Origin of the sequence: Streptomyces lydicus (genome assembly GCF_004125265.1) — a bacterium.
GTDB lineage: Bacteria > Actinomycetota > Actinomycetes > Streptomycetales > Streptomycetaceae > Streptomyces > Streptomyces lydicus_C.
The window spans coordinates 5,888,378-5,901,332 of sequence record NZ_RDTE01000003.1 but is presented as its reverse complement, the minus strand read 5'-3'; the positions used below and the strand labels follow the sequence as shown (position 1 = coordinate 5,901,332).

Annotated in this window: 6 protein-coding genes; 3 read left to right on the top strand and 3 right to left on the bottom strand. The window is 72.2% G+C overall.

Annotated features, from left to right (window positions below; genetic code table 11):
* Positions 1-30: 30 nt before the first annotated feature.
* Both D9V36_RS28480 and D9V36_RS28475 read right to left on the bottom strand, forming a co-directional pair.
* Complete coding sequence (locus D9V36_RS28480; RefSeq protein WP_431357705.1) at positions 31-4,173, bottom strand: ABC transporter ATP-binding protein; 4,143 nt, start codon at positions 4,171-4,173, stop codon at positions 31-33.
* A 184-nt stretch (positions 4,174-4,357) separates the two neighbouring features.
* Positions 4,358-7,318 (bottom strand): discoidin domain-containing protein, encoded by a 2,961-nt coding sequence (locus D9V36_RS28475; RefSeq protein ID WP_129296260.1) that lies wholly within the window; start codon positions 7,316-7,318, stop codon positions 4,358-4,360.
* 236 nt (positions 7,319-7,554) lie between these two features.
* Here D9V36_RS28475 and D9V36_RS28470 point away from each other — a divergent pair, with 236 nt between their 5' ends.
* The 3 genes from D9V36_RS28470 to D9V36_RS28460 are packed head-to-tail and all read left to right on the top strand — an operon-like array spanning position 7,555 to position 11,145.
* The gene (locus tag D9V36_RS28470) at positions 7,555-8,433 is read left to right on the top strand and encodes an ATP-binding cassette domain-containing protein (RefSeq protein ID WP_129296259.1); all 879 of its coding nucleotides are present in this window, start codon (positions 7,555-7,557) and stop codon (positions 8,431-8,433) included.
* Positions 8,405-10,483 carry a YhgE/Pip domain-containing protein gene (locus D9V36_RS28465; RefSeq protein ID WP_129296258.1) on the top strand — a complete coding sequence of 693 codons (2,079 nt, stop codon included), beginning with the start codon at positions 8,405-8,407 and terminating at the stop codon, positions 10,481-10,483. Before D9V36_RS28470 ends, D9V36_RS28465 begins: the two co-directional genes overlap by 29 nt.
* Positions 10,484-10,485: 2 nt before the next feature.
* Positions 10,486-11,145 carry a TetR/AcrR family transcriptional regulator gene (locus D9V36_RS28460; RefSeq protein WP_129296257.1) on the top strand — a complete coding sequence of 220 codons (660 nt, stop codon included), beginning with the start codon at positions 10,486-10,488 and terminating at the stop codon, positions 11,143-11,145.
* 147 nt (positions 11,146-11,292) lie between these two features.
* Here the strand turns inward: D9V36_RS28460 and D9V36_RS28455 are convergent, their stop codons facing one another.
* On the bottom strand, positions 11,293-12,846 hold the full coding sequence (locus tag D9V36_RS28455) for an IPT/TIG domain-containing protein (protein WP_129296256.1): 1,554 nt from the start codon (positions 12,844-12,846) through the stop codon (positions 11,293-11,295).
* Positions 12,847-12,955 lie beyond the last annotated feature (109 nt).

Sequence of the window (12,955 nt, the reverse complement as noted above, 5' to 3'; positions counted from 1 at the left end):
GCACAGGCCTCAGACCTCAGGGCACAGACCTCAGGCCACCAGTTCCTCCTCCTCGCCCGTGAACGTGCGCCACAGCTCCGCATAGCGGCCGTCGCGGGCCAGGAGCTGGGCATGGCTGCCGTCCTCGGCGATCCGTCCGCGGTCGAGCACCACCACGCGGTCCGCGCGGGCCGCGGTGGTCAGACGGTGGGCGACGATCAGGGTGGTGCGGCGGCGGACGGACGGGGCCCGGTCCGCCCGGGGGGAGCCGAGGGCCTGGGGGCGGGCGGTCGCCTGGTTGACGACGGCTTCGGTGGCCAGGTCCAGGGCGGCGGTGGCCTCGTCCAGCAACAGCACGTCCGGGTCGACGAGTTCGGCGCGGGCCAGCGCCAGCAGCTGGCGCTGGCCGGCCGAGAGGTTGCGTCCGCGCTCGGCGATCTCGTGGAGGTAGCCGCCGTCGAGGGTCGCGACCATCGCATGGGCGCCGACGGCCCGCGCTGCGGCCTCCACCTCGGCATCGGTGGCTTCCGGACGGCCGTAGGCGATGGCGTCGCGGACGGTGCCGGCGAAGAGGTAGGACTCCTGGGGGACCACGCCGAGGCGGCGGCGGTAGCCGGTCAGGTCCAGCTCGCGCAGGTCGGTGCCGTCGATCCGGACGGCGCCCGCTGACGGGTCGTAGAACCTCGCGACCAGCTTGACCAGGGTGGACTTGCCGGCGCCGGTCTCGCCGACGAAGGCCACGGTCTGCCCGGCCGGGATGGTCAGATCGATGCCGGCCAGCGCCGGCTCGTCGCCGTTGCCGTAGTGGAAGTGCACCGCGTCGAAGGCGATGTCGCCCCGCAGCGCGGGCACCTCGCGGGGCCGTTCGGGGGCCGGGGTGGTGGTCGGCTCGCGCAGCAGCTCCTGTATGCGGCCCAGGGAGACGGAGGCCTGCTGGTAGCCGTCGAAGACCTGGGAGAGCTGCTGGACGGGGGCGAAGAACAGGTCGATGTAGAGCAGGTAGGCGACCAGCGCGCCGGCGGTGAGGGTGTGGGAGCCGACCCGGTCGGCGCCGACGATCAGCACCAGCGCCGCCGCCACGGACGACAGCAGCTGGACGAACGGGAAGTAGACGGATATCAGGAACTGGCCGCGGACCCGCGCCTGGCGGTAGGCGTCGCTGCGGGCGGCGAACCGCTCCGCGCCGCGCCGCTCGCGCCGGAACGCCTGGACAATCCGCAGTCCGGCCACGCTCTCCTGGAGGTCGCCGTTGACGACGCTGATCCGCTCACGGGCCAGCTCGTAGGCCTTCACGCTCTGCTTGCGGAAGAAGTACGTGCCGATGATCAGCGGTGGCAGGGTGGCGAAGACGACCAGGGCCAGCTGGAGGTCGATGGCCAGCAGGGCGACGAGTATGCCGAAGAAGGTGAGCATCGAGACCAGGGCGGTGACCAGGCCGGTCTGCAGGAACGTCGACAACGCGTCCACGTCCGTGGTCATCCTGGTCATGATCTTGCCGGACAGCTCGCGCTCGTAGTAGTCCAGCCCGAGGCGCTGGAGCTGCGCGAAGATCTTCAGACGGAGGGAGTAGAGGACCCGCTCGCCGATCCGTCCGGTCATGCGGTTGCCGCCGATCTGCGCGGCCCACTGCGCCAGGACGACGAACAGGGCGATCCCGGCGGCGGTCCAGACACCGATCAGCGCGCCGCGCCGGACGCCCTCGTCGATGCCCTGCCGGATCAGGACCGGCAGCAGCAGCCCGGCCAGCGCGTCCAGGGCGACCAGCGCCAGCGCGAAGGCCAGCGGACCGCCGAAGCCGTGCAGCAGCCGGCGCAGTCCGTAGGAGCGCTCGGGGCGCACGGCCCGGTCCTCGTCGACGTCCGGGGTGTCCGTGGCCGGCGGCAGTGCGGCGACCTGCGCGAGGAGGTCGGGGGAGGGGGATCCCCCCGCTCGAGCGGAGCCGAGAGTGGGGGAGGGTAGGCCGGCCATCGCGGCGCCGATGCCGGGCCCGGCGGCGACGGCCGCGCGGGCCGCCATCCCGGCCCCGCCCGCCTCGGCCTCCTGCTCACGGCGCACCCACAGCTCGGGGGTGATGGTGCCGGCCGCCCCGGGCCGGTCTGCCGCACCGTCGCCCTCGGCCTCCGTCTCTCCACCGGCGTCGATCGCTGCCTCGATCCCGGCCTCGACCGCCGCCTCGGGGGCGGTGGCGTCCGACGCCCGGTCCTGGGCCGGCAGCCGGCCGTCGGCGAACTCACCGTCCGCGAATTCACCGCCTGCGAACTCACCGTCGAAGATCCCGGACGGCTCACCCGCCGGGTCCCCTCCGGTGCCGCCCAGCTCCTCCGGGTCGGCCAGCAGCCTGCGGTAGAGCGGGCAGCGGCCTTCCAGCTCCTCGGTGGTGCCGATGTCGACCAGCCGTCCCTCGTCCAGGACGGCGACCCGGTCGGCGAGCGCCAGGGTGGAGGCGCGGTGGGCGATGAGCAGCGTGGTCCGGCCCGCCATGACGCCGCGCAGCGCCTCATGGATCTCGTGCTCGACCCGGGCGTCGACCGCCGAGGTCGCATCGTCCAGCACCAGCAGCCGGGGGTCGGTGAGGATGGCGCGGGCCAGGGCGACGCGCTGCCGCTGACCGCCGGACAGGGTCAGCCCCTGCTCGCCGACCTTGGTGTCATAGCCCTGGGGAAGCTCGGATATGAAGCCGTCGGCCTGGGCGGCGCGGGCGGCGGTGCGCACCTGCTCGTCGGTGGCGTCCGGCTGCCCGTAGGCGATGTTGTCGCGTACGGAGTCGGAGAACAGGAAGCTGCTCTCCGGCACCAGGCCGATGGCGGCCCGCAGGGAGGGAAGGGTCAGGTCGCGCACATCGTGGCCGCCGACCAGGACCCGGCCCGCCGAGACGTCGTAGAAGCGGGGCAGCAGCAGCGAGACGGTGGATTTGCCGCTGCCGGACGTGCCGACCACGGCGACGGTCTCCCCGGCCTCGATGCGCAGCGAGAAGTCGTCGAGAACGGGGCGGAGGGCCCGGGACTCGCTCCCGGCGTCGCTCACGCCCTCGCCCTCACGCACGCCGTCGCCGTCGCCCTCGCCGTCGTGCGCTCGCGCGTAGCCGAAGGTCACCCGGTCGAAGACGACCGTGGCGGGGGCATCGGCGGGCAGTTCGTGCGCACCGGCCCGCTCCTCGATCGACGGCTCGGTGTCGATCAGCTCGTAGACCCGCTCCACACCGGCGCGCGCCTGCTGGCCGACGGTCAGCATCATCGCCAGCATCCGGACCGGTCCGACCAGTTGGGCGAGGTAGGTGGAGAAGGCGACGAAGGTGCCGAGGGTGACCTGGCCCTGGGTGGCCATCCAGCCGCCGAGGGCCAGCATCGCGACCTGGCCGAGCGCGGGTACGGCCTGCAGGGCGGGGGTGTAGCGGGCGTTGAGCCGGACCGTGCGCAGGCGTCCGGCGAACAGCCGGCGGCTGACCTCGCGCAGCTTGCCGGTCTCCTGCTCCTCCTGCCCGAAGCCCTTGACGACCCGCACGCCGGAGACCGCGCCGTCCACGACCCCGGCAACGGCGGCGGCCTGCCCCTGGGCGTACCAGGTGGCGGGGAAGAGGCGGACGCGGCTGCGCTGGGCGATGAACCACAGGGCGGGGGCGACGGCCAGCGCGATGACGGTGAGCAGCGGGGAGAGCACCGCCATCACCACCAGCGAGATCAGGAAGAGCAGGACGTTCCCGATCATCATCGGGAGCATGAACAGGAGGCTCTGGATCAGCTGGAGGTCGCTGGTGGCGCGGCCGACGACCTGGCCGGTGCTCAGCTCGTCCTGCCGCCGGCCGTCGAGCCGGGAGATCGCGCCGAACATCCGGGTCCGCAGGTCGTGCTGGGCGTCCAGGGCGAGCCGGCCGCCGTAGAAGCGGCGGATGTAGGTGAGGACGTAGACCGCGACCGCGGCGACGACCAGCAGAGCGGCCCAGGGGGCGAGGGCGCGCTCGTGCTTGACGATGACATCGTCGATGATCAGCTTCGGGACGAGCGGGACCAGGGCCAGCACGGCCATCCCGGCGAGCGAGGAGCCGAGGGCGAGCAGCACGTCCTTCTTGTACTGCCAGCAGTCGCGGATCAGCCGCCGCGCCCAGCTCGCTCTTTTCGTATCCGTCCCCGCCACCCGGTGCCTCCCGCGCCTCGACTCCTGACGCCTGGCACCAACACCGCGGGCGGCGGTTTTCATCCCGCCGCAACAATTCTCCGGGCGCGCGGGCCGTCCCCCGTACGCCCGCGCACGCGGGACGGCCCCCTCCCGGGTGGTCCGGACACTGTTCCCACAGCGTCCGGGTGGTCCGGGAGGGGGCCGTCTCAGGCCGGGCCGTCTCAGGCCGGGCCGTCTCCAGCAGGCCCGGCAGCCGCCGAGCGGGCTACTTCACCCGCTGCACCGTCAGCTCCGCGATCCCCGGATGCGGCTTCGGCTTGCCGTCCTTCCCCTTGCCCTGGTCACCGTGCACCACGACCCGTACGTACCGGGCCGGCGTCTTTCCCGCGTATCCGGTCCCCGACCAGTGCTTTCCGTCCCGGGAGACCTGGACGTTGTAGGACCGGGGCCGGGTCGTGTTCCAGTGCGGGGTGATCTGCCCGACGCGGGTGGTCCGGCCGAGGTCGACGGTGAGGGTGCCGTCCGCGGAGTTGGGCACCCAGGCAGTGGTGGCGTTGCCGTCCACCGCGGCGGCCGCGTAGAGACCGGGCTCCTCGGAGGTCGCTGTGGCGGACGTGCAGCGGGCCGCGTTCGAGGTGGCCGCCAGGTCCGGGCGGCGGGTCTTCAGGACGGCCGGCACCCCACGGCTGACGATCTTGTCGCCCTCCGGGGTCTCGATCCGCATCGGGGCACCGGCGGTCAGCCGCACGGTGGTCTGGTGGGCGCCGAGGGCGATGTCGTAGGTCCGCCCCTGCCAGTGCAGGCCGCGCAGGGTGACGCCCTGGGCGAGCTGCGGCGGCAGCATCGGGTCGAGGTGTACCGCGTTCTCCCGCAGCCGCAGCCCCGTCAGCCCGTGGGTGAAGGTCTGCAGGAAGCCGCCCTTGCCGGTGAGGAAGTCCTGTGCGGGCTTGCCGGCGTGCGGGTCCTCGGCGCCGGCCTTCTCGCCGCGCGCCTCGGAGAACTGGTCGAACGGCCCGCGGACGAACGGCTGGATGGACCGCCTGAGGTAGGTGTACGTCGAGCAGCCGGGTTCACCGATCCCGGCCGCGTCGATGGCGTGCACCGAGTCCGTCATGGCCGGGCCGTCCGGGTCGGTGTGCCCGGCGTAGAAGTCCAGCGTGCGGGCGGCCTGGGTCTGCGACATCGGCCATTCCAGCGGGTACATCAGCAGCACGGTGTCGGCCTGCTTGATGGTCGTGCCCTTGTACCCGGCGTACTGCTCGAAGATCTTCTTCTTGCTGTCGTAGGGGATGCGCAGCTTGTCGGCGATGGTGTTCCAGGAGGCCGGGGCCTTCTGGCCGAGGATCGCGGCGACGCGGGTGGCGTGCCGCAGGGCGGTGGCGGCGCCGGCGTTGGTGAAGACACCGTCGTCGACGCCGTTGCTGTACTCGTCCGGGCCGGCCACGTTCTTGACGGAGTAGCTGCCGTCGGGGTTGTGGGTGGCCCGCGAGGCCCAGAATTCGGCGATGCCCTTGAGGACCGGCCAGCCGCGGGACTTCAGCCAGGCGGTGTCCTTGGTGGCGAGGTAGTACTGCCAGGTGGCGAGGGAGATGTCGCCCATGAGGTGGTTCTGGGTCTTGCAGTGCGGCGGGTCCCAGCTGTGGCACTCGTTCCACAGGTCGCCCTTGCTGCCGCTGGTCCAGGGGTAGAACAGCCCCTTGTAGCCCAGCTTCTCGGCGTTGGCGCGGGCCCCGGCCCGGGTCTTGTAGCGGTAGTCGACGATCGACTTGGCGAGGTCGGGGTGGGCGGCGAGCAGGCCCGGGTACATCCAGGTCTCGGCGTCCCAGAAGACCTCACCGGCGTAGTTGTCGCTGGTCAGGCCGGTGGGGCCGATGCTGTTGCCGCTGCCGGCGCGGGTGGAGGACAGCAGTCCGTACTCCGCCGAGCGCACCCAGGACTGCAGATCGCGCTTGCCCCGCACCTCGATGTCGCTGCGCCACAGCCGCTGCCAGGCGGCGGCGTGCCGGGCGAAGAGGGCGTCCCAGCCGCGGTCGGCGGCCCGGCGCGAGGCCGCGTCGGCGGCGGCGCGCGGGGAGCGGGAGGTGAGGGCGGTGTCCACGCCGACGTACTTGGTCAGCTCGTACGAGCGGCCGCCGCGGACCGGGAAGGAGACCTGCTGGCGGTTGCTGAGCTTGTCCGCCCGCGGCGCCGGTCCGGGGCGGCCGGCCCGCACGCCGGGCCCGGTGCGCAGGGTCGAGGCCACCGCGCCCTCGGTCTTCGTCCCGTCGGTGCGGAACCCGACGTCCATGGTGCGGCCGGAATCCCGGCCGCCGCCGGACTCCTTGCCGCCGGACTCCTTGCCGCGGGCCTCGGTGACGCCGGATTCCTTGCCGGCGGATTCCCTGCCGGCAGTGCCCTGCCCGCCGGCTTCCTTGCCGCCGGTGGCGGACCCGGCGGCGGACCCGGCATCGGACGCCGTCATCCGGCGGGCGCCGCGGCCGTCGAGGCGGTCGGTGACGGTGGCGTCGCCGCTCCAGTGGGGCGTCATCCGCAGGCGTACGGCGCCGGTGTGGGCGTCGTTGCGGTCGGCGAGCACGTCGTAGACCAGGTCGGTGGCGCGGCCGTCGGCGGCCGTCCAGGTCAGCGAGGTGCGGACGAATCCGCAGCGCAGCGAGAGCGTCTGGCGGTAGTGCGAGATCCGGCCGGGTGCGGTGGCGGAGGAGAAGGTGTCGGGGTGCGCGCCGCCGGTGGTGACGTCGAGGGTGGTCCAGGTGGGGAGGGCGGCGATGGCCTGCCGGCCCTGCACGCTCTTGGGTCCCTTGGCGTACAGGCCGGAGACGAAGGAGCCGTCGTACTCCGGTGTCTTCAGCGGCCAGCCGGTCGTGCCGCCGGGTGCGGCGTAGCCGGTGCCGTTGGGCGGCACCCGCTGTCCGAGGTAGCCGTTGCCGACGAAGGCGTGATGGCTGTCCTTGGGGTCGATCTTGCTGCTGGTGGCGGTCCAGCCGTCGCTGCCGTCGCCCTTCAGACAAGGGCCCTGGGCGCCGCCGGCCCGCTGGGGTGCGGGCGCCGGTGCGGAGGCCGAGGCCGAGACGGGCGCGAGGATCGCGACCAGGGCCGTGGCGAGCAGCGGGGCGACCAGCTTGCGGGAGCGGGACGCCACCGGACCGGACGGTTGTCCGGCGGCTGGAGAGTGCTCCGCCGGGGGCTGCGGGGGCGGGTCCACGGGGTGCTGTGCCGAATGTTCCATGGTTCTCCGTCGTATGTGCGCGCCCGTGCCGCATTGCCGCGGCACGGACATCACCTTGAACATCATCAGGCCCCCGCCTGCACGGCACCCTAGGCCGGTTCCCCCGTTCGGGTCACTGCCCCGTGGGCAGGAAATTGTCCGGGCGTCCCCGGAGCACCACCCCCGTGGATCACGCGGACCCTGACTGCGGCTACACTTTTAGACTGACCAGTCAGATCAAAAGGGGAGGGGTGTTTGTGAACACCACCCGCCAGGGGGCGGCGGTCGACGCCAGGGGAATCGGAGTGGAGGGCCCGAGAGGGTGGGCCTTCCGGGGCATCGACATCTCCGCGGAACCGGGCACCCTGATCGCGGTCGAGGGCTCGTCGGGCTCCGGCCGCACCTGTCTGCTGCTGGCCCTCACCGGCCGGATGCGGATCACCGAGGGCACGGCGACGGTCGCCGGGCTCCCGCTGCCCCAGCGGATGGGTACGGTGCGCAGCCGTACCGCCATCGCCCACGTACCGGGCGTCGTCGACCTCGAACCGGCGCTCACGGTCGGCGAACACCTCAGGGAACAGGCCCTGCTGGGCCACCGTTTCCAGGGCCTGGGCGCCTCGCTCCCCTGGAGCAAGCGCCAGAAGGAGGCCACCCGGGCCCGGATCGACGCCGCGCTCGCGGCCGTCCGGCTCGACCCGGACACCCTGCCCAAGGGGCTGCGGACGGCCGTACGCGACCTGGAGCGCATCGAGGCGCTGCGGCTCTCCGTCGCCCTCGGGATCATGCACGGCCCGCGCCTGCTGGCGGTCGACGATGTGGACCTCAAGCTCTCCGAGGCCGAACGCGCCCAGGCCTGGCAGATGCTGCGGGACCTCGCGCTGGAGGGCACCACCGTCGTGGCGGCCGGCAGCGACGCTCCGGCGGACGCCCTGGCCGTCCGCACCACGCGGACGAAGCCCGCGGCCGCAGACCCCGCCAAGGACGAACCCTCCGCCCCCGCCGAGGACGAGCCCGCCTCCGCCGAGGACGAACCCCGCACCGCCGAGCAGGACGAGCCGCAGGCCCCCGTCCAGGACGCGCCCCACACCACCGAGGAGGAAGCAGCGCATGCGTTCGCCAAGACTGGCCGCGCTTGAGCTCAAGCGGTTCGGCAGGGGAAAGCTTCCCCGCCTGGGCCTGGTCGCCCTGATGCTGATCCCGCTGCTCTACGGGGCCCTGTACCTGTGCTCCTTCTGGGACCCCTACAGCCGCCTGGACAAGATCCCGGTGGCCCTCGTCAACGACGACAAGGGCGCCACCACCGGCGGCAAGAAGATCACCGCGGGCGACGACCTGTCCGAGAACCTCAAGGACAGCAAGAAGTTCCACTGGGAGGACGTCAGCGCCGCGGACGCCGCCAAGGGCGTCGAGAACGGCACGTACTACCTCTCGCTGACCGTCCCCGCGGACTTCAGCAAGCAGATCGCCTCCAGCTCCGGGGACACCCCGCAGACGGGCGCGCTCAAGGTCCGTACGAACGACGCCAACAACTACGTCGTCGGCTCGATCTCCAAGACGGTCTTCTCCGAGGTGCGCGCGAAGACCTCGGCCACCTCGGCGCGGGCCATGCTGGACAAGATCTTCATCTCGTTCTCCGATCTGCACGACAAGACCGCCGAGGCGGCGGACGGGGCCGGGAAGGTGGACGACGGGCTCGGCACCGCCAAGGACAAGACCGGTGAACTGGCCGACGGCCTGGGCAAGCTGAACCAGGGCGCGGGCAAGATCAGCAAGGGCGCCACGGAAGCGGCCGCGAAGGCCCGGCAGCTCAGCCAGGGCGCCGGCCAGGTCGCGGACGGCACCCAGACGCTCGCCCAGAAGGTCCACGGCATCGCCCGGAAGGACCTCCCCTACCTCAGGGCGCACGGCAAGGAGATCGGCGAGAAGGCACAGATCGTCGCCGACCTCAGCCAGAAGCTCGACGAGGCCCTCGGCAAGCTCCCCGGGGACTCCGCCAAGGCCGCCGACCAGGCACGGAAGAACGCCGACAACGCAGCGGACCTCTACCACGAGCGCTGCTCCGGCCTGCTCTCCACCGACTCCGACTGCGCCAAGCTCAAGGCGCTCGCGGACGGCAGCGCCCTCGCCGCCGATGCGGCGGAGAAGGTCAACGACACCGTTGCCCACACGGACTTCGGGCAGCTGCGCACCAAGGTGCGGGAGCTGCACGAGGGTGCCGTGCGGGTGGCCCGTGAGGCGCCGGGCATCGCGGACCGGGCGGACAAGGCGATCGGCCAGATCGACCAGCTCAACGCCGGTGCGCACAAGGTCTCCCAGGGTGCCGGACTGTTCGCCGACGGCATCGGCTCGCTCGCCGACGGCGCGGGCAAGCTCCACAGCGGCCTGGGTGTTGCCAAGGACGGTGCGGACAAGCTCACCGGCGGTCTCTTCAAGCTCAAGGACGGCACCAACCAGCTGGCCGACGGCCTGCACGACGGTGTCGCCAAGATCCCGGACTACAACAAGAAGGACCGCGACACCCGCACCAAGGTGATGGCCGACCCGGTCGAGCTGGCCGCCAAGTCGATGCACAAGGCGCCCAACTACGGCACCGGCCTGGCGCCGTACTTCATCCCGCTCTCCCTCTGGGTCGGCGCGATGGTCGCGTTCATGCTGCTCCCGGCACTGGGCAAGCGCGCACTGGCCGCGGGCGCCCCGGGCTGGCGGATCGCCCTCGGCTCCTGGCTGCCGGCCTACGCCGTCGGCGTGGTGCAGGTGCTGGCCTTGATGGCCGTCCTGCACTGGGGCCTCGGCCTGGAGATGGCCCGCTCGGCCGGCACCGTCGGCTTCCTGCTGCTGGCCACGGCCTGCTTCACCGCCATCATCCAGCTGCTGGGCGCGTTCTTCGGTCCGGCCGGCCGGGTGCTGACCCTGGTCGTGCTGATGCTCCAGCTGACCTCGGCGGGCGGCACCTACCCGGTGCAGACCAGCCCCGGGTTCTTCGCCGCCATCCACCCGTTCCTGCCGATGAGTTACGTGGTCGACGGCCTGCGCCGGCTGATCACCGGTGGTGACCTGGCCATCGTGCAGCAGGGCTGTGTGGTCCTGGTGGTCTTCACCGTCTGCGCGCTGGCGCTCACCGCCCTCACGGCACGCAGCCGGCAGGTCGTACGGATGAAGGACCTCCACCCGGAGCTCAGCCTGTGAGCGTGCTCCCGGGGCCCCGGGGCGGTGCCGTCGACGGCACCGCCCCGGGGGCTTCCCCCGTCACCCGCCGCACCTCGACCCGGCGCCGGCTCTTCGACGCCGCCGTGACCCTCATCGCGGAGCAGGGCTTCTCCGCCACCACCGTCGACGAGATCGCCGACCGGGCCGGTGTCGCCAAGGGCACCGTCTACTACAACTTCGCCAGCAAGAACGTCCTCTACGAGGAGTTGCTGCGGGACGGCATCGACCTGCTCGCCGACTCGCTGCGCCGGGCCGCCGACACCACGGCCGCCCGCGGCGGCACCCGGGTCGACGCCCTGGACGCCATGATCCGCGCGGGCCTGGACTTCATCGCCTGCTCCCCCGCCCTCATCCAGCTCTACGTCGCCGAACTGTGGCGCACCAACCGCACCTGGCGCGCCACCCTCACCTCGGTGCGCGGCCGCGCCCAGTCCGTCGTCGAGTCCGTCCTGCGCGAGGCCGTGGAGAGTGGCGAACTCTCCGACGAGCTCGACATCCCCCTCACCGCCTCCGCGCTCCTCGGCATGGTCCTGGTGGCCGCCCTGGACTGGCAGTCCTTCCAGCCGGACCGCTCGGTCGAGGACGTGCACGCCGCGCTGTCGCGACTGCTGCAGGGACGGGTGGGGGCGGCCGGGCGATAGCCGCCTCCTCCCCCCCGCCGCGGCACGACTGCCGCACGGACACCGGCCCGGTCGTGGACAACTGCCCACGACCGGGCCGGTGCCACGTATGCCACTCTCCGGCCGGTGCCACATATGCCGCTCTCCGGCCGGTGACCGGACGGGAGCTCAGGGCTCGACGACTCCGGCCTGAGCGCTGGACGGTGACAGGATCGCCGTCGGGGTGATGGCGCCGGCGAAGCTGACCTCGTAGCCGTGGTTGAGCAGGATGAGCGTCAGGGTGAGGGTCTCGTTCACCCGGGCGACGCCCTGGGCGTCGGTGTTGGCGATGCCCAGGACATTGCTGCCGGCCTTGAACAGGATCGGCTGGCCCGGCACCGGAAGGCCGGTGACCTGGTCGGTCAGCGTGGCCGTCAGGAACGGGAAGTACACGTGCGGCGGGAACAGCTTCGTCAGCGCCGGGGTCGCGGTCAGCGAGGTGGCGTGGACGGGGACGACGTAGGTGAAGCCGCCCACCACGGTGGTGCTGCCACCGGGGGTGGTGACGGTGACGTCCGCGGGGCCGGCCGCGCCGGGCGGAGTGGTCGCGGTGAGCTGCGTACCGGTGGCGTTGACCGTCACGCCGGTCGCGGGGTTGCCGCCGATGTCGACGCTCGCCCCGGTCAGGTTGGTGCCGGTGATCGTCACCACCGTGCCGCCCGTGATGGGCCCCAGGTTGGGGGTGATGCTGCTGATCGTCGGGGGGAACTGGATGACGCTGACGCTGGCCCCGGCGATGTTGCTGACGTAGACCTTGTTGTTGGGCGCGACCACCAGCGCGATCGGCTGGCTGCCGACCGGGATCGGGGCGCCGACGACCATATTGGTGGTGGTGTCGATCACCGTCACGTTGTTCGAGCCGCGGTTGGCCGTGTAGGCGGTGCCGTCGGGGCCGACCGTGATGCCCCAGGGGTTGGTGCCGACGGGGATGGTGGTGATGACCATGTCCGTCGTCGTGTCGATCACGGACACGTTGTTCGACCCGATGTTGGCGACGTAGGCGTTGCCGTTGGGCGCGATCGCCACGAAGTTCGGCTGGTTGAAGCCGGGGATCGTGGTGAGGACGGTGGCGGTGGCGGTGTCGATCACCGTCACGCTGTTGGCGTTCCGGTTGGCGACATAGGCCTTGCCGTTGGGGGCGACCGCGATCCCGACCGGGCCGCTGCCGGTGGGGATGGCGGCGCCGACGAGCATGTTGGAGGTGGTGTCGATCTCCTGCACGCTGTTCGCCCCGAAGCGGGAGACGTAGACGTTGCCGCTGGGGATGACCCCCGCCGCGGCGGGGCCGCCGCTGAGAGGGATCGTGGCGACGACGGAGCTGACGGCGGTGTCGATCACCGTCACGCTGTTCGAGATGTTGTTGGGGACGTAGGCGATGCCGTTGGGGGCGACGGTCAGCCAGGCCGGCGTGGTGCCGGTGGGGATCGGGGCGCCGATGACGGTGTCCGTGGCGGTGTCGATGGTGAACACGCTGCTCGACCCGGAGTTGGCGACGTAGAGGTCGCCGTTGGGGATGAACGCCAGCCCGACCGGGTTGGTGCCGACGGGGATGGACGTGACCGCCTGGAGGGTGGGGGCCGCCGTCCGGCTCACCTCCCGCGCCGTGGTGGCCGCCGGCACCTGTCCGGCGAGGAGAGCGGTCTGCAGCAGCTCCTGCTGCAGTGACTGAACGCTGGTACTCATGTGGACCCCTTCGGTGGGGGCCGCCCCGGAACAACAGCTCCCGCGCGGGGAGCAGCACAGGTCCGGCGGTCCCTGTCCGGGCGGCGCACGCCACAGCACGGCCAAAGCT